At 33.3% G+C, this 19,081-nt stretch carries 17 protein-coding genes; all 17 read left to right on the top strand.

Translation table 11 applies throughout. The features are described from left to right. Positions 1–107: 107 nt before the first annotated feature. Positions 108–539 (top strand): division/cell wall cluster transcriptional repressor MraZ, encoded by a 432-nt coding sequence (mraZ, locus tag AC1RP1_RS05510; protein ID WP_481761676.1) that lies wholly within the window; start codon positions 108–110, stop codon positions 537–539. Between the two features lie 27 nt (positions 540–566). After that, positions 567–1,517, top strand: a complete 951-nt coding sequence (gene rsmH / locus AC1RP1_RS05505) for a 16S rRNA (cytosine(1402)-N(4))-methyltransferase RsmH (RefSeq protein WP_481761677.1) — start codon at positions 567–569, stop codon at positions 1,515–1,517. A 27-nt stretch (positions 1,518–1,544) separates the two neighbouring features. Further along, the gene (gene ftsL, locus AC1RP1_RS05500; protein ID WP_481761678.1) at positions 1,545–1,913 is read left to right on the top strand and encodes a cell division protein FtsL; all 369 of its coding nucleotides are present in this window, start codon (positions 1,545–1,547) and stop codon (positions 1,911–1,913) included. After that, on the top strand, positions 1,910–4,075 hold the full coding sequence (locus AC1RP1_RS05495; protein ID WP_409022366.1) for a penicillin-binding transpeptidase domain-containing protein: 2,166 nt from the start codon (positions 1,910–1,912) through the stop codon (positions 4,073–4,075). The genes ftsL and AC1RP1_RS05495 overlap by 4 nt, the downstream gene beginning before the upstream one ends. A gap of 16 nt (positions 4,076–4,091) precedes the next feature. After that, positions 4,092–5,564, top strand: a complete 1,473-nt coding sequence (locus AC1RP1_RS05490; RefSeq protein ID WP_481761679.1) for a UDP-N-acetylmuramoyl-L-alanyl-D-glutamate--2,6-diaminopimelate ligase — start codon at positions 4,092–4,094, stop codon at positions 5,562–5,564. 21 nt (positions 5,565–5,585) lie between these two features. Then, positions 5,586–6,551, top strand: a complete 966-nt coding sequence (mraY, locus tag AC1RP1_RS05485; protein ID WP_409022368.1) for a phospho-N-acetylmuramoyl-pentapeptide-transferase — start codon at positions 5,586–5,588, stop codon at positions 6,549–6,551. Positions 6,552–6,568: 17 nt separating this feature from the next. Then, positions 6,569–7,945 carry a UDP-N-acetylmuramoyl-L-alanine--D-glutamate ligase gene (gene murD / locus AC1RP1_RS05480; protein ID WP_481761680.1) on the top strand — a complete coding sequence of 459 codons (1,377 nt, stop codon included), beginning with the start codon at positions 6,569–6,571 and terminating at the stop codon, positions 7,943–7,945. Between the two features lies 1 nt (position 7,946). Continuing rightward, positions 7,947–9,047 carry an undecaprenyldiphospho-muramoylpentapeptide beta-N-acetylglucosaminyltransferase gene (gene murG, locus AC1RP1_RS05475; protein WP_409022370.1) on the top strand — a complete coding sequence of 367 codons (1,101 nt, stop codon included), beginning with the start codon at positions 7,947–7,949 and terminating at the stop codon, positions 9,045–9,047. 18 nt (positions 9,048–9,065) lie between these two features. Further along, complete coding sequence (locus tag AC1RP1_RS05470; RefSeq protein ID WP_409022371.1) at positions 9,066–9,914, top strand: cell division protein FtsQ/DivIB; 849 nt, start codon at positions 9,066–9,068, stop codon at positions 9,912–9,914. A gap of 120 nt (positions 9,915–10,034) precedes the next feature. After that, the gene (gene ftsA / locus AC1RP1_RS05465) at positions 10,035–11,351 is read left to right on the top strand and encodes a cell division protein FtsA (RefSeq protein ID WP_481761681.1); all 1,317 of its coding nucleotides are present in this window, start codon (positions 10,035–10,037) and stop codon (positions 11,349–11,351) included. Between the two features lie 17 nt (positions 11,352–11,368). Then, positions 11,369–12,601, top strand: a complete 1,233-nt coding sequence (gene ftsZ / locus AC1RP1_RS05460) for a cell division protein FtsZ (protein ID WP_481761682.1) — start codon at positions 11,369–11,371, stop codon at positions 12,599–12,601. Between the two features lie 32 nt (positions 12,602–12,633). Next, positions 12,634–13,047: a cell division protein SepF gene (locus AC1RP1_RS05455; protein ID WP_481761683.1), complete on the top strand. Its 414-nt coding sequence runs from the start codon at positions 12,634–12,636 to the stop codon at positions 13,045–13,047. Between the two features lie 21 nt (positions 13,048–13,068). Continuing rightward, positions 13,069–13,362, top strand: coding sequence for a YggT family protein (locus AC1RP1_RS05450; RefSeq protein ID WP_409022375.1), 294 nt, complete (start codon positions 13,069–13,071; stop codon positions 13,360–13,362). Positions 13,363–13,368: 6 nt separating this feature from the next. After that, a complete protein-coding gene (locus tag AC1RP1_RS05445) occupies positions 13,369–14,151 on the top strand; it encodes a YlmH family RNA-binding protein (protein WP_481761684.1) in 783 nt (260 codons plus the stop codon). 19 nt (positions 14,152–14,170) lie between these two features. Next, entirely contained in the window at positions 14,171–14,869 is a 699-nt protein-coding gene (locus tag AC1RP1_RS05440; RefSeq protein WP_409022377.1) for a DivIVA domain-containing protein, read from the top strand. Positions 14,870–15,150: 281 nt separating this feature from the next. Continuing rightward, positions 15,151–17,934: an isoleucine--tRNA ligase gene (gene ileS / locus AC1RP1_RS05435; RefSeq protein ID WP_481761685.1), complete on the top strand. Its 2,784-nt coding sequence runs from the start codon at positions 15,151–15,153 to the stop codon at positions 17,932–17,934. Between the two features lie 118 nt (positions 17,935–18,052). Continuing rightward, a complete protein-coding gene (dapF, locus tag AC1RP1_RS05430) occupies positions 18,053–19,027 on the top strand; it encodes a diaminopimelate epimerase (RefSeq protein WP_481761686.1) in 975 nt (324 codons plus the stop codon). Positions 19,028–19,081: the final 54 nt, after the last annotated feature.

The following is a 19,081-nucleotide window of genomic DNA, read 5'->3' as shown; positions in this document are numbered from 1 at the left end:
TTTTTTGTATATTATCATTTAAAATCATAATATTGGGGAATTCAGTGGTGGAATGTGGGGCATTGTGGTAAAATTTAAATAGTTACTATGAAGGGGGGCTGTACACAATGTTTATGGGCGAATTTAAACACACTTTAGATACTAAAGGTAGATTAATTATTCCAGCTAAATTTCGTGAGGAATTAGGTGAGAAATTTGTTATTACTCGAGGTATGGATGGTTGTTTATTCGGATATACACAAACAGAGTGGACACTCCTAGAAGAAAAGCTTAAAACACTCCCTTTAACAAAAAAAGATTCACGGGCTTTTGTAAGATTTTTATATTCTGCAGCTACAGAATGTGAATTTGATAAACAAGGCCGTATTAATATTCCAGTTCCTTTAAGAACACATGCTGATTTAGAAAAAAAATGTGTGCTAGTAGGTGTTTCAAACAGATTCGAAGTATGGAGTGAAGATCGATGGAATAGTTTTTCAGAGAGTGCATCAGAAAATTTTGATGAAATTGCAGAAAATATGATTGATTTTGGATTTTAAATAACACGTATGAAAGGGGATAAAACTATGACGACATTTGAACATGAAACAGTACTACTAAATGAAGCAGTAGATGGGTTGGCTATTAAACCAGATGGTATATATGTTGATTGTACTTTGGGTGGCGGTGGACATAGTGCCCTAATCCTGTCTCAACTAAGTACGGAGGGACATTTATATGCTTTTGACCAAGATCAAACAGCGATTACTTATAATGAAGGGCATTTAAAAAAATACATAGAAAATGGACAAGTTACGTTTATTAAACGCAATTTTAAAGATTTAAAAGCCGCGTTACTGGAACTTAATGTCACGGAAGTAGATGGTGTACTCTATGACTTAGGTGTATCATCCCCACAATTTGATGTCGCAGAACGAGGCTTCAGTTATCAGCACGATGCGCCGTTAGATATGAGGATGGATTTAAGTGCAGAATTAACAGCTAAAGAGATTGTTAATAATTGGACATATCAAGAACTTATTAGAATCTTTTTTAGATATGGTGAAGAAAAATTTGCAAAGTCAATTGCTCGTCAGATTGAAAATGCTAGAGAAAATGAAGAAATTGTTACAACTAGTCAATTAGTTGAATTAATTAAAATGGGTATTCCGGCTCGTGCAAGACGAACAGGTGGGCACCCTGCTAAAAAAGTTTTTCAAGCTATTCGAATTGCGGTTAATGATGAATTGGGTGTTTTAGAAGATTCATTAGAGCAAGCAATTGATTTAATTAATGTTAAGGGGCAAGTTAGCGTTATTACATTTCAGTCATTAGAAGATAGATTGGTCAAAACGATGTTTAAGGAACGAACAAGTTTACCAGAGTTACCACCGGGTTTACCTGTAATTCCAGATAATATTCAGCCAAATTATGCACTAGTTAATAAAAAGCCAATTTTACCATCAGAATTAGAATTACAGAATAATAGGCGTGCACATTCAGCAAAATTGAGAATTATAAAACGATTGAAAAAATAATATTTTATAATAAAGGGGTTACATATCATGGCACAAAATAGCACAGCACGACAAATGCCAAGAGAATATAAAGAAAATCCAAGACAACAACCTATACATAAAAAAACAGTGGGATCACAAAGTGTTGCATTTTCTAGAATTGAAAAATCATTATTTGGTTTAATTGGTGCAATTTCTTTGGTACTTATGCTTATGCTAGTTTCATCTCAGGTAGAGTTGTCTAATAGTAGTCAATTTTTACAAAATATTAACAGCGAAATAACAGCTATTCAAACTAAGAGTTCTGATTTGACACAAGAAGTGAACGAACTTGCCAGTAATGATCGATTAAATAGTATCGCTAATAAAAATGGTCTTAATTTAAGTGAGAGTAGAATAAGGAATGTAACGAAATGAATAATCAAAAGCAACGGATGATAAATGACATGAAAAAGAAACGTAGAAATAGGCAAAGGTTTGGTGTGCTACTAATCCTGGCCGTTTTAGCGATTCTTTTGATGTTTATCATTCGTTTTTCTTATATTGTAATAGGTGGAAAAGTTTCAGATGTTAATTTAAGTAGCCAAACACAGGCACTTTATGAAAATAGTCGAATTGATAAAGCAAATAGAGGAACCATTTATGATGATTCAAATCAACCGATTGCTGAAGATACAACAAACTACTCAATTTATGCAGTTCTATCAAAATCATATGTTGGTGCAAATAACAAAGCGTTATACGTTACTGATAAGAGTAAAGCTGCAAAAGTTATTAGTGATGCGATTGGAATGAAAGAATCTAAAGTTTACAATATTTTGAATGCAAAAAAAGGAACTTACCAAGTTGAATTTGGTAATTCTGGTAAAAACTTATCTTTGGAAACAAAAAACAAGATAGAATCAGCAGATTTAAAAGGTATTTATTTCACTGAAACACAAGCAAGATTATATCCAAATGGTGTTTTTGCATCACATTTAATTGGTGTGACAAAAAGCACTTCAAAAAAAGGTGATTCAACTTTATCTGGTGTAATGGGACTAGAATTAGCATTTAATAAACAATTAAGTGGAACAGACGGGTTAAAAAAGGTCCAAAAAGATAGTTATGGTTACCAACTACCAAACTCAAAGACAAAAACAAAAAAAGTTGAAAATGGAAATAATATTTATACAACCATTGATACAAAATTACAAACGTATCTTGAAACAACTCTAACTAACGTACAAAAAACATATAATCCTAAATCAATGAATGTTGTTATAATGAATGCTAAAAATGGAAAAATTTTGGCAGGAAGTCAACGGCCTACATTTAATGCAGATACCAAAAGTGGTATTTCAAAGATGTGGCGTAATACGCTAATTGAAGATAGTTATGAACCTGGCTCGACTATGAAAGTATTTACAATGGCAGCTGCTATTGAAAATAATGCCTACAATGAGAATGCCGTCTATAAATCAGGTGTTTTAAAAGTGGGAACTAAGATTGTTCCTGATTGGAATACATCTGGTTGGGGTTTAATCACTTATCGTGAAGGTTTCGCTCGTTCAAGTAATGTTGGTATGGCTAAGTTGGAACAAGCGATGGGGCATACTGCTTGGCTTAAATATATTAAAAAATTTGGTTTCCTGGAAAGTACAAATCTGGGATTAGCTAATGAAGCAAAAGGTAGTATTGAATTTCAATACCCAATTGAACAAGCAGATACAGCTTTTGGTCAAGGAATAAATGTGACAACTATGCAAATGATGCAAGGTTTTACGGCATTTGCAAACAACGGTAAGATGATCAAACCAACGCTTGTGGATAAAATTGTAGATCCTAATACTGGAAAAACAACGTATCAAGCTAAAACAACAAATTTAGGACAAGTTATTAAAAAATCAACGTCTAAAGAAGTATTAAGCATGATGCAAGATGTTATCTACAAAAATTATGGGACCGGTAATGCCTTTAAAATTGATGGTTACAAGATAGCTGCAAAAACAGGAACTGCCCAAATTTCGGATCCAAATGGAACTGGATATCTAACGGGTGATGCAAATTATGTCTTTTCAGTTGTAGGTATGGCGCCGGCCAAAGATCCAAAATATATTATGTATGTAACGATGAAACAACCACAAAATATGCAAGGTACCAGTGGTAATGCTATTTTGGCACAAATATTTAATCCATTGATGAAGAGGACTTTAGAAGAAGACAGTTCAACAGCGGTATCAACTGCAAAGACTAATGTAACAGTAGCAGACGTTACAAATAGTTCAACTTCATCAGCTAAAACAAAATTAAACGAACAAAATCTAGATATTGCAGTTATCGGACATGGCAGAACGGTAGCTAATCAGTATCCACCTGCTGGAACGACTGTATTATCCGGACGTAAAATATTGTTATTAACAAATGGTGAAATGATTATGCCTGATTTAACCGGTTGGTCAAAGAGTGATGCGGTGAATGCTGCAGAATTAATGAAACTAAACTTAACGACAACGGGTAGTGGTTATGTAGCAGCTCAAAGTATTAAGGCGAATACAGTTGTTAAAAAATCAACTATGGTGAAATTAACGTTAAAATAAAAAGGTGAATATAGATATGAGAGCAGATAAATTAATCCAAAGTTTAAAATTTAAACGAGTATCAACGGCGATTGATTCAGAGTTAGATATTAAGCTATTAACACAAGATACAAGAGAAGTTGTTGAAGATAGTCTATTTGTTGCTGTTGAAGGTTATACAGTTGATGGACATGATTTTGTGAATCAAGCGGTTGAAAAAGGTGCGAAGATTATTATTGCTCGTAAACCAGTTGATGTACCTGTTCCAGTCGTTTATGTCCAAGATACAAATCGTGCGATGGCAATTCTTGCCGATGCATTTTATGGCGTCCCAAGTCAGCAGATGAGAATGATTGGTGTTACTGGTACAAATGGTAAGACGACTGTTACACATTTGATTGAACAAATTTATCGTGACTTAAATCAAAAAACAGGTTTAATCGGTACAATGTATCGTAAAATAAATGATACACTGTATCCTTCGAATAATACAACTCCAGATGTTATTACATTGCAAAGAACTTTAGCACAAATGAAACAAGAAAAAGTTGAAACTGTTGCAATGGAAGTTTCTTCACATGCGTTAGTCTTAGGACGTGTATGGGGTATTGATTTTGATATCGCAGTTTTTACAAATTTGACACAAGATCATTTAGATTTTCATAAAACAATGGAAAATTATGCACATGCAAAAAGTATGTTATTTGCTCAGTTGGGTAATCATTATACTGAATCAGGCGACTCAAAAGTGGCTGTTTTAAATTTTGATGACCCAGTGGCTCGAACGTTTACTCAGTTTACTTCTGCTCAAATATTATCTTACGGTATCGAAAATGATGATGCCATGATTCAAGCTAAAAATATTGAAATTAAGAGTCATGGAACTGAGTTTGATTTAATTCTTTTTGGTGAAACAACTCATGTTACAATGCAATTAATCGGCTTGTTTAATGTTTATAATATGCTTGCTGCGTTTAGTGCCGCATATGCTGCTGGACTTGATGAAACACAAATTATTAAATCACTTGAAAAAGTGACTGGTGTTAAAGGTCGTTTTCAATTAGTGCCTTCTAAAACGGGTATCAGTGTAATTGTAGATTACGCGCACACACCAGATGGGTTATTAAATGTCTTAGAGACAATACAAGATTTTGCACAAAATAAAATTTATTGCATTGTTGGCTGCGGTGGTGATCGTGATAAAGGAAAACGTCCTAAAATGGCAAAAATTGCTGCTGACCATAGTGATTACCCAGTATTTACTATGGATAATCCTAGAACTGAAGATCCTAAGGAAATTATGGCAGACATGCTGACTGGAATTCCAGAAAATAGAGCAACTGTTATAATGGATCGACACGATGCAATTGCTCAAACAATAAAAAAGGCGCAACCAGGAGATGTTATTTTAATTGCTGGTAAAGGTCATGAAGATTATCAAATTCTTGGTCGAGAAAAAGTGCATTTTGACGATGTTGAAGAAGCATCGGGAGCATTAAATAAAAAATAAGAATTGAGTGAGGATAAGACAATGACTAAACCAGAAATGTTTATACCGTTGGTAAGTGGATTCGCATTAACGTTTATGTTTATGCCATTATTTATTGGCTATTTTAGAATACGTAAACAAGGGCAAATGATTAGAGAAGAAGGACCAAAATGGCATGAGAAAAAGTCTGGTACACCAACAATGGGTGGATTTGTCTTTAATATTGCTATTATTATTACTGCAATTTGGACAGGTATATGGGCTAATTCTATGACACCAGCGATGATGATTATGATTTTCATCTTATTTTTATATGCTATTTTAGGATTTTGGGATGACAGTATCAAATTATTCAAACGACAAAATGAAGGTTTAAAGCCTTGGCAAAAATTATTGGGTCAAATAGTTGGTGGATTAATCTTCACCGTCGTTTATGTCCATGAACATTTGCCACTTGCAATTAATGTCTTTGGTTTTGGTGAGGTCTCAATCGGTATTCTTTATGCTGTATTCATTATTATTTGGCTTGTTGGATTCTCTAATGCGGTTAATTTAACTGATGGAATTGACGGTCTTGTTTCAGGTCAATCAATTATTGCATTCGGTGCATATGCAGTTGTTGCGCAAGTACAACAACAAAAGGATGTACTTATTTTTTGTTTATCTGTCATTGGCGCATTAATTGCGTTCATTTGGTTTAATCATAAACCAGCTAAAGTTTTCATGGGAGATATGGGATCGTTAGCATTAGGTGGTGCATTAGCAACCGTTTCAATTTTATTACACCAAGAACTATCACTCATTTTTATTGGTATTATATTTGTTTGTGAGACGGCAAGTGTTATTTTACAAGTAGCTTCATTTAAATTAACAGGTAAACGCATATTCAAGATGAGCCCAATTCATCATCATTTTGAAATGAGTGGTTGGAATGAATGGAAAATTGATATTGTCTTTTGGACTATTGGGTTAATTGCTGCGATTTTAACGTTACTAGTCATTTTATAAAGGGAGATTTAATTGGAATGAAAAATATTACGAATTATCAAAATAAAAAGGTTCTAGTTGTAGGTTTAGCAAAGAGTGGCTTGAATGCAGCCAAACTTTTAAAAGATTTAGGCGCATTTGTGACTGTGAATGATCATAAAAATATTGATGATAACCCTGAAGCTAAAGAGCTTTTGGCTGAAGGAATCAAAGTGATTACGGGCGGACACCCACTCTCTTTACTAGATGAGGATTTTGAGTTAGTCGTAAAAAACCCTGGAATTCCATATACAAATTTACTTATTGAAAAGGCAATGGAAAAAGGTTTACCTATTATTACAGAACCAGAGCTTGCTTATGAAATTTCTGAAGCGCCAATGATCGGGGTTACAGGAACGAATGGTAAGACAACTACAACGACGCTGATTTCATTGATGTTAAATCAAGAAAGAAAGCAAGGACGTGCATTTGTCGCTGGAAATATTGGTGTTCCATCTGTTGCCGTAGCAAAAAAGGTAACCAAAAATGATATTATTGTAGCTGAATTATCAAGTTTTCAATTATGTGGCATTGATAAATTGAAACCAGAAATAGCCGTTATTACTAATATTTATGAGGCACATACGGATTACCATAAAACTCGAGAAAATTATGTGAAAGCAAAAATGAGAATAACTGAAAATCAAGATTCTAGTGATTTTCTTGTTGTCAATTGGGATTTAAAAGAACTTCGTGAACTAGCTAAAACAAGTTCTGCTAACATTGTGCCATTTTCTAGATTAGATGAAATTGAAACAGGGGCTTATGTAAAAGACGGAAATATTTACTATCAGAATGAATTCATTATGAAATCGGATGAAGTTAATATTCCTGGTGAACATAATATTGAAAATGCGCTTGCAGCTATCGTAACTGCTAAAATTAAAGGTGTAACAAATACTGCTATTCAAGAAGTATTATCGACATTTACAGGAGTACGCCACCGTACACAGTTTGTTAGCGCATGGCATAATCGCAAATTCTATAATGATTCAAAGGCAACTAATATTGAAGCAACTGAGATGGCTGTAAAAGGATTTTCGAATCCAATTATACTATTAGCTGGTGGATTAGATAGAGGATTTACGTTTGAAAAATTGGTGCCTGTACTTAAAGCACATGTAAAAGCAATGATTGTTTTCGGTGAAACAGCTGATTTAATGCGAAATGCTGGAGAAGCGGCAGGTATTACTCAAATTAAGCAAGTCACTGATGTTGTTGCAGCTGTTCCCGAAGCATATAAATTAAGTGATAACAATGATATTATATTGTTATCCCCAGCAGCAGCTAGTTGGGATCAATATCCTTCATTTGAAGTACGTGGTGACAAATATATTGAAGCGGTTGAAAAATTAATGCAAGTAGAGGATAAATAAAATGAAAATTATTGTTTCTGGTGGTGGCACTGGCGGGCATATTTACCCTGCGTTGGCCCTTATTGAAGCGCTAAAAGTAAAAGATCCAACGGCTGAATTTTTATATGTTGGGACTGAAAAAGGACTTGAGAGCCGAATCGTTCCAGATAATGGAATTCCATTTAAAACAATTAAAATTCAAGGATTTAAAAGATCGTTATCAGTAGAAAATATTAAGACAGTCCAACTATTTTTAAAAAGTGTGAAAGACGCAAAGAAAATGATTAAAGAATTTAAACCAGACATTGTTATTGGAACAGGCGGTTACGTATGTGGTGCAGTGGTTTATGCTGCTGCTCGATTACATATTCCAACTATTGTTCATGAACAAAATAGTGTTGCAGGTGTAACAAATAAATTTTTGAGCCACTTTGTTGATAAAGTAGCTATTTCTTTTGAATCAGTTGCAGATCAATTTCCTAAGAAAAAAGTTGTTTTCACAGGGAATCCCCGCGCACAACAGGTTGTAAATGAAACAGAAATTGAAGCATTATCGCAATATGGATTATTAGATGATGTACCAACGATGTTAGTTTTTGGTGGTTCAAGAGGAGCTGCGAAAATTAATCAAGCAATGGTTGAAGCAATTCCTGAATTAAATAAAAAACCATATCAAATTTTATTTGTTACAGGTAACGTTCACTACGATAAAATTATGAATGATTTAAACGGGATAGAATTAAATAAAAATATTGTGATAAAACCATATTTAAATAATATGCCTAATTTATTAAGCCATATTTCTGTCATTTTAGGACGTGCTGGTGCAACAAGTATAGCAGAAATAACTGCACTTGGATTACCATCTATTTTGGTGCCTAGCCCTTATGTTACAAATAATCATCAAGTAAAAAATGCAATGAGTCTAGTTGATAATAATGCAGCTAAGCTTATTACTGAGGATAAGTTAACGGGATCAAAATTGGTCATGGTTTCAGATGAAATGATGCTCAATACTGATGTGAGAAGACAGATGGCTAATAATTCACGTAAAATGGGTGTGCCCAATGCTGCAGATAATCTAATTAAGGTTATGGAAGATTTAATCAAAATTAAAGAATAAGTTAGGAGGCCAAATAAGATGTCAAAAAATAAATTCTTAAAAAGAAAAAAAGCTGAATTGACACCTTGGGAGGCCTTACAAGAGAAAAAAAAGAAGAAAAATAAACGATTCGATTTTTTTGGAAACCCCAAAACAATTAGTGACCGATTACCAAAATTAAAAAAATATCAACATCATGCCCTAAAACAAAAATTAATTATTATAATTGGTTCGTTTCTGATTATTGGTTTAATTGCACTATATTTTATTTCACCATTAAGTAAAATACAAAATATTAGTATTTCAGGTGAAAAAACAGTTTCAAAAGTACAAGTAGAAAATGCTAGTAATTTACACATTAATGATCCATTATCCCACGCGTTTTTTAGAAAAAAAGCTATTTTAAAGGATATAAAAAAAGAATTGCCACAGGTGAAGTCACTAACTGTTAGCCATAATAAATGGAATGGTGTTAAACTTTCTATTAATGAATATGATCTTGCAGGATATATTTATAAAAATAAAACATACTATCAATTATTTTTGAATGGGACAATTGGAAGTAAGAAATTTGACCAACCAGTGGGGAATTATCCTACGTATTCTAAGTTTAATCAAACAAATATATTGCAAAAAATGGTTAAACAATATAAAAAAATTCCGATGAAAATCAGAAATGGAATATCAGAAATCGATTATCAACCATCCAAAGTGAATAATCAGCGAATATATATATACATGAATGACAGAAATAAAATTATTGCTAATATTGATAATTTTGCCGATAAAATGGCTTTCTATCCAAGTATCTCATCTAAAATGAAGAAAAAAGGTGTCGTTGATTTAGAAGTGGGTGCATATTCTTATCCATATAATAAGAAAAGTTAACAAAGTTGGTATGGCCTATGGGATATCCTTTCTAAATCAGGTCTTAATGTGGTAAAATATGAGTACTATATCTTATAAAAAATAATATTAAAAGCAAGCTGTAAGGAGGTTCTTTTTCAGATGGGTAACGCAGGTATATATGTGGGGTTAGATATCGGTACGACATCAATTAAAGTTATCGTTTCTGAATACGTTAATGGTCAATTGAACGTAATTGGTATTGGTAATGAACGCTCACAAGGTTTGAATAGGGGAATTGTAGTCGATATTGATAAGGCTGTAATTTCAGTACAAAAAGCTATTAAACAAGCTGAAGAAAAAGCAAATATTCAGATTCACGAAGTACATGTTGGTATTCCTGCTAATTTATTACAAATTATTCCTTGTAACGGCATGATTGCCGTTTCAGATGAATCAAAAGAAATTACAAATGAAGATGTTGTGAATGTTGCGAGTGCAGCATTAGTTCAAAATTTACCACCAGAAAGAGATATCATTGATATTATTGCTGATGAATTTGTAGTTGATGGATTTGATGGCATTAAGGATCCTCGTGGTATGATTGGTGTGAGATTAGAAATGCATGGATCAGTTTATACTGGCCCAAAAACAATTATTCATAATTTAAAAAAATGTGTTGAAAATGCTGGGCTAACTATCAGAGAAACAATCGTGAACCCATTAGCACTTGCATCAGTTGCGATGTCAGATGGCGAAAGAGACTTTGGTACTGTACTTATTGATCTCGGTGGTGGTCAAACGACTGCTTCAGTGATTCATGATCATAAGTTGAAATTTACATACGTGGACCAAGAGGGTGGCGATTTTGTCACGAAAGATATCTCAGTGGTTCTTAATACATCTGTTGAAAATGCTGAAAAATTGAAACGCAATTATGGATTTGCTAATTCTGAGTTAGCATCAGAAGATGATGTTTTCCCAGTTGATGTTGTTGGACAAAGTGAGCCAATCAATATCTCTGAAAAATATTTAGCAGAGATTATTGAAGCAAGAATCTCTCAAATCTTAGATAAAATAAAAAGTTCATTAGATGCTATCAAGGCGTTAGAATTACCAGGTGGCGTTATCTTAACTGGTGGTCTTGCAGCTTTACCAGGAATTACAGAATTAGCATCAGAAATTTTGCAAGTTCAAGTTAAAACCTACGTCCCTGATCAAATGGGATTACGCTATCCTTCATTTGCACAAGCCTTAGGATTGATTAATTATGCAGTCGAGCAAGATGAAGTCACATTATTAGTGAAAAGTGCAATGGGACTTGATATTGATCAATTAAGTTATAGTATTGTTGAACCAGACAACGAAAAACCTAAGAAGCAAGAAGTAAAAAACAAAGTTAAAAAAACTAGAAAACCAAAAACATCAGGGGATCCATTAAAATCAGTTAAAAACTTTTTTAATGAATTTTTCGATTAAATAGGAGGAAGTAAGTAATGGAATTTTCTTTGGACTCAAGTGAAGATAAAGGCGCAGTAATAAAAGTAATTGGTGTCGGTGGCGCTGGTGGTAATGCTGTTAATCGTATGATTGATGAAAATGTTTCAGGTGTTGAGTTTATTGCATTAAATACTGATGTTCAGGCATTGGAAAGCTCAAAGGCAGAAATTAAAATTCAATTGGGTCCTAAATTGACTCGTGGATTAGGTGCTGGTGCAACTCCAGATATTGGTAGTAAAGCTGCACAAGAAAGTGAAGAAGCAATTATCGAAGCTATTGATGGCGCTGATATGATTTTCGTTACTGCTGGAATGGGTGGTGGAACAGGAACAGGAGCTGCTCCTGTTGTAGCTAAAATCGCTAAAGATCAAGGCATTTTAACAGTCGGAATTGTAACACGTCCATTTACATTTGAAGGACCTAAACGTAGCCGTTTTGCTGCTGAAGGAATAGCTAATCTGAGAGATCAAGTTGATACGTTAGTTGTTATTGCTAATAACCGTTTACTTGAAATCATTGACAAGAAGACACCGATGCTTGAAGCATTCCAAGAAACAGATAATGTTTTACGTCAAGGTGTTCAAGGTATTTCTGAATTAATTACATCACCCGGTTTAATTAATTTAGATTTTGCTGATGTTAAAACAGTGATGGCTGATCAAGGAACTGCATTAATGGGAATTGGATCTGCTACTGGTGAAAATAGAACTGCTGAAGCAACAAAAAAAGCAATTTCTTCGCCATTACTCGAAGTTTCAATTGATGGTGCAAAACAAGTTCTACTTAATATCACCGGTGGTGCTGATATGAGTCTTTTCGAAGCGCAAGAAGCTTCTGAAATTATTTCACAAGCTGCAACTGATGAAATTAATATTATTTTTGGAACGTCAATTAATGAAGACCTAGGTGATGAAATCGTCGTAACAGTTATTGCAACTGGTATTGATGATGTTAAAGAAGAAAAAAAAGCCACAGTTCGTACACGAACATTACCAAGAACTGATGCACCTAAAGCAACATTAGCTGAAAAGCAAGAAGATCGTTTTGACGATTGGGATATTATGCACCCATCAAGTCAACCTGAAGAAAAAAAATCAACAGAATTTGAAAATGTTGAAAAACCAAATTTTGATGTCTTTAAGAATGATATCAAAACTGATGATTTAGCAACAAATAATGATGATAGTTTAAGTACACCACCGTTTTTCAGAAAACGACGTAAAGATTAATTAAATGAATCAATGGGGAGGTTACGGATATTATGGCTTTTGAAAAAATTGGTCGTTTTTTTGGGTTAGCTGAAGAAGATGATTTTGAAAATGATGATTACCAAACCGAAGAGTCTATGCGGACTTCGTCATTGAATCAAAGTAATAAAGTCGTTTCGATAAATGGTAAATATAGTCAACCACAAAAAATTAATTTATTTGAACCTAGAATTTATTCTGATGTTAAGGATATTGCAACGCATTTAATGCAAAATCAAGCAATCGTCGTAAATTTTCAAAAAATGGATGAAGTTCAATCTAAACGGATTGTTGATTTCTTGTCCGGAACAATTTTTGCTATTAACGGAACAATTCAAAGAATTGGCGATAATATTTTTCTTTGTACACCAAACTCATTTACTGTTGAAGGAAATATGGCAGATAATATTTTTGAAAAATTCGAATAAAAGAAAAATCGAGGTATACAAATGATTGAGTTTATTACATTTCTAGCTAAAGTGATTACGTGGGCTTTTGATGCTTATGAGCTAGCAATTATCATTTACGTTTTAATGTCATGGTTTCCAGGCGCTTATAATACGCCGGTTGGCCATTTCTTAAGTAAAATTTGTCAACCATACCTTGCATTTTTTGACCGTTTTATCCCGGCAATTGGGGGTATTAGTTTTTCACCAATTATTGCGATAATCGCGCTAAGCTTCATCCAAAATGGGGTTATGGGACTTCTGACTACTTTGATTCGTCTTTATGTTGGAGGCTAATGATATATGAATGATACAATTTACCAACATTTCAGGTCCGACGAAAAAGAAATTATTGATACATTGTCAGATTATATCGAGCAAGCTAAATCAGAGTACAGGGCAGTTCTAACTCATTTTTTAAATCCTAGAGAGGCACATATTGCGACCTATCTATTAGGCCAAAATGACGAAATTAGTTTAAAATTATTTGGTGGCACGAAAGAAGCTGAACGAAAAAGATTACTTTTTTATCCAGCGTATTTCGATGTTCAAGATAGTGATTTTGATTTACAACTTATTGAAATTAAGTATCCAATAAAATTTGCTACCTTAAAACATGGACAAATTTTGGGAACTTTGGCTAATGCGGGATTAGATAGAGAAGTACTTGGTGATATTTTAACAGATGGTCAGCAATGGCAGGTTGTTGTTGAAAAAAAGATGGCTAATTATTTGATTAGTCAAGTTGATCGTATTGGTAAAATTAAGGTATCACTTGAAGAGATTCCTTTTTCACAAACGGTGAGTGTCACAGATGAGTGGCAATCGCAAAATGAATTAGTTTCATCGTTACGAATCGATTCAGTCATATCAGCTGTTTATAATATGTCTCGACAAAACGCCAAAAATTTAGTTAATTCTGAAAAAGTTAGTTTAAATTGGCAAGTTATTAATAAGCCTGATTATGAATTAGCAGAGTTTGATGTTTTGTCAATTCGTGGTTTTGGACGAATCAAGTTAGATTTTATTGCAGGTATGACTAGAAAAGATAAATATAAATTAGAGTTATCAATATTAAAAAAATAAATTTTGAAGGACGTGCAAAATGACTTTAAGTCCATTAGATATTCATAATAAAGAATTTAACGTAAAATTACGAGGCTATGATCAAGACCAGGTTAATGATTTTCTAGATAAAATTATTAAAGATTATGAAATAACGTTAAAAGAAAATGAAAATTTAACTGAAGAAGTTAAAACTAGTAATGAAAAGTTAGAATACTTTAATGATTTAAAAGATTCTTTAAATCAATCAATTATTGTTGCTCAAGAAGCTGCTGATCGCGTTAAGGTTAATGCTAAGCGTGAATCTGAAATTATTAATAAAGAATCACAAAAGCAAGGTCATGATATTATTGATGAAGCGAATGAAAAAGCTAAACATATTATTGATATGGCTTCAGAAAAAGCTAAAAAATTAGCTGTTGAGACTGATGACTTGAAGAAACAAGCACGTATTTTCCGTCAACGTTTAAAAGTTATGATGGAATCACAATTAGAAGTTGTTAAAAGTTCTGATTGGGACGAAATTTTAAAACAAGGCGAGACAAGCACATATTCTGAAATTCAAGACGTTTTAAAACGTGAAGAAGACAAAGAAAAACGTGAAGCCAAAGAAATAAAAGAATCAGTTAATAATAATGACGATATTGTTGTTACAGAAATTATTGCTGAATCAGATGCAAATGAAGATTCTGAGCAAAATGATCAAGATACAATGGTCATTTTCCCAGATAATAAATAAATTTGAGAATAACAATTATATGATACATTTTTAGCGAGTCGATGATAGTGGAAGGTCGATAATAAGTATTATATAATTTATCATCTCAACGATTTCATTAAACTGAAATGATCAAGTAAGTTTAATCGGCTTCATCTCCGTTATCACGATGATTGAGTGAAATTTAACGTTATATAATGTTAAGTTTCTAAATTTGGGTGGTAACACGAAGACTTCGTCCCTTGTAACGGAGTCTTTTTGTGTATAATGAAATAAAATAACTTTTAAAAGGAGTTTATAATATGAAAATGAAAGAAACCTTAAACTTAGGTAAGACAGAATTTCCAATGCGTGGAAATTTACCAGTTAAAGAAGCAGAGCGTGAAGATGCATGGAGACAAAACGGTGTTTATGAACTAAGACAAAAGTTAAATGAAAAGAAACCAAGTTTCATTTTACATGATGGACCTCCATACGCTAATGGTAATATCCATATGGGACATGCTTTAAATAAGATTACGAAGGATATTATCGTTCGTTCAAAATCAATGATGGGCTTCAGATCACCTTTTGTTCCTGGCTGGGATACTCATGGCCTTCCTATTGAACAACAATTGGTTAAACAAGGTGTTGATCGTAAAACCATGTCAAAAGCTGATTTTCGTGAATTATGTGAAAAATATGCTTTGGAGCAAGTTAATTTGCAACGCGAAGATTTTAAACGTTTAGGCGTTGCAGCTGAATGGGATAGCCCATACATGACTTTACAACCTGAATTTGAAGCTGAAGAAATCAGAATGTTTGGTGAAATGGCTGAAAAAGGTTACATCTATAAAGGTAAAAAACCAATTTATTGGTCACCATCGTCTGAATCAGCATTAGCTGAAGCAGAGATTGAATACCACGATATTAAATCACCATCAATGTATATTACATTTGATGTAGTTGATGGGAAAGATATTTTAGATACAGATACAAAAATGATTATCTGGACAACAACACCATGGACAATTCCAGCTAATTATGGTGTCGCTGTACATCCTGATTATAAATATATCCAAATTAATGCTGATGGGAAAAAATATGTTGTCGCTGAAGAACGTTTAAATATTTTAAAAGAAGAATTTGATTGGGAAAATGTTGAAGTATTAAAAGAATTTTCTGGTCGCGATATGGAATATATGACAGTGCAACATCCATTATATGATCGTACATCATTAGTTATTCTAGGTTACCATGTTACTTTAGATTCTGGTACAGGACTTGTTCATACTGCTCCAGGACATGGTGAAGATGATTTTATTGCTGGACAAAAGTATAAATTACCCGTTGTATCTGTTTTAGATGAAAAAGGTGTCATGAATGAAGATGCGCCTGGATTTGAAGGGATATTTTATGATAAAGCTAATCCATTAGTAACTGATGAATTGAAAGAGAATGGTCATTTACTTAAACTTTCATTCTTTACGCATAGTTATCCACATGATTGGCGTACAAAAAAACCTGTTGTTTTCCGTGCAACGGCACAATGGTTTGCATCAGTAGAGATGTTCCGCGATGATATATTAAAAGAAATTGAAAAAGTTGATTTTAAAAACGAATGGGGTAAGGTTCGTCTTTACAATATGATTAGAGATCGTGGCGATTGGGTGATTTCACGTCAACGTGCTTGGGGCGTTCCATTACCTATCTTCTATGCAGAAGATGGGACACCTATCATTACACCAGAAACAATTGAACATGTTGCTCAATTGTTTGAAAAAAATGGATCAAATATTTGGTTCAAAAATGATGCTAAAGCACTACTTCCTGAAGGATTTACAAGTGAACATAGTCCTAATGGTGAATTTACAAAAGAAGAAGATATCATGGATGTTTGGTTTGATTCAGGTTCTTCACATCGTGGAGTGCTAGGTAAACGTGATAATTTAACGTATCCTGCAGATCTATATATGGAAGGTTCAGATCAATATCGTGGATGGTTTAATTCAAGTGTTATTACATCCGTTGCAACTAATGGAATTGCACCATACAAACAGTTGATGTCACAAGGATTTGTACTTGATGATAAAGGACATAAGATGAGTAAATCGCTTGGGAATATCATTTTACCAAGTAAAGTTATTAAACAATCAGGAGCTGAGATTATCCGATTATGGACAGCATCAGCAGATACATCTTCTGATATCGCTGTTTCAATGGATATTTTAAAACAAGTCTCTGAAACATATCGTAAGATTAGAAATACATTTAAATTTATTTTGGCTAATACAACTGACTTTGATCCAAATGAAAATGCAATTGCATTTGATGAATTGGCATCAGCAGATAAGTATATGTTAATTAAATTAAATACATTTTCAAAAGAGGTTTTGGATGATTATGCTGAATATGATTTCTTAGCAATTTACAAAAAAGTGATTACATTTATTTCAAATGACTTATCAGCATTCTATTTAGATATTGCAAAAGATATCGTTTATATTGAAGCTGAAGATAGTTTTGAAAGACGCTCAATGCAAACTGTTCTATACCAGATTGTAACAACAATGGCTAAGTTATTAACACCTATCTTGCCACATACAACTGAAGAAGTTTGGGACTATTTGAAAGAACCAGAAGAATATGTTCAATTAAGTGAAATGCCAGAAGTTGCCCATTTTGATGGTGAAATTAAAATTGTTGAAAATTGGCAAGCATTCATGAAAATTCGTTCATATGTCTTAAAGGCTTTGGAAGATGCGCGTGATGCAAAATTAATTGGGAAATCATTTGAAGCAAAAGTTATTTTATATGTGAATGATTCTGATAAAGAATTACTTAACGTACTTGATACGGATATCCGTCAACAATTGATTGTTTCTGATTTAGAAATTTTATCTATTGATGATGTTCCAGAAGATGCAACTAATTTTGATAACTTAGCTGTTAAAGTTGAAGTAGCTAACGGTGAAGTTTGTCAAAGATGTCGTATGGTTAAGACTGATGTTGGGGAGGATACTGCGTTACCAACGCTCTGTCATCGTTGTGCAACGATTGTTGAACAAGGTTATCCAGAGGCAGTTACAGAAGGTTTTGAAAATTAAATATTTCAAAAAAGGAATAACGTAGAGTTATTCCTTTTTTTGAGTCAAATTGATTACAATCCTAAAAATATAGCGTAATATGTAAGGTATACAATTATAGTGAGAGCAGGTGTTCAATGTGGAATTAGTAAAAGTACATGGATCAGAAAACGATTTTTTTCTTTTAGATCAAACTAAATTAGAGACAGCATTATCAGATGAAAAATTAAAGAATTTAGCAATTCAAATGTGTGATCGAGAATCTGGATTACACGGTGGCTCAGATGGCATTTTAGTCGTTGATAAATCAAGTCATAATGGTGTTCTAGGTCAAATGAGAGTCATCAATGCTGATGGTACAGAGGCTAGTATGTGTGGAAACGGTTTAAGAACTGTTGGGCGCTATTTAGAAACTAAATTTGGACAAACAGAATTTAAAGTTGAGACAATGCATGCTGATTTAGATGTTAAGAAAGCACCAAATCTTCAGGCAGGCGTTGCAGCTTACAATGTCGAAATTTCACCTGTTAGTTTTGAGTCACAAACGTTACCAATGTTTTTACAAAGACAAACATTGGTAGATGAAATTATTCCTGAATTTTCACAAACGTTAAAGTTTTCAGCTGTCTCGGTACCAAATCCGCATTTAATTACTTTTGTTGATCATACAACGTTACAAGGACCGGAACTTGAAAGAATTGCAACTTATTTAAACGGTGAAAATCCGTATTTTCCAGATGGTGTTAACGTTAGTTTTGTTGAAAAATTAGATAATAAATCAATTTTTGTTAGAACTTATGAACGCGGAGTTGGGTTTACTAATGCGTGTGGAACAGCAATGTCTGCTTCAAGTTTAATGTTTGTTCTGTTAAGTGAAGGTAAAGTGCCATTTGGAACTGAAATTAATGTAAAAAATCCTGGTGGTATGGTTAAAACTGTTGTGCATCAAGATGAGAGTGGCAATTACTGGATGTCTCTAATTGGTAATGCAACTAATGTTGCGAATATAACAATTGAGTTAGCTGATGCTCTGAATGGTGATTTTTCTAAGGCCAAATGGATATCAACTAATGAACAGGATGCTTATTTAAAGTTTATATTAAGTATTATGTAATTTTATGGGGGTAAAAGACATAAATGACTGTCTTTTATCCTTTTTTTAATTTAA

The organism is Dellaglioa sp. CoH-56-MRSF-13 (assembly GCF_056782095.1).
Note: the sequence above shows the minus strand (reverse complement) of the source record. Positions and strands in the feature narration are given on the sequence as shown.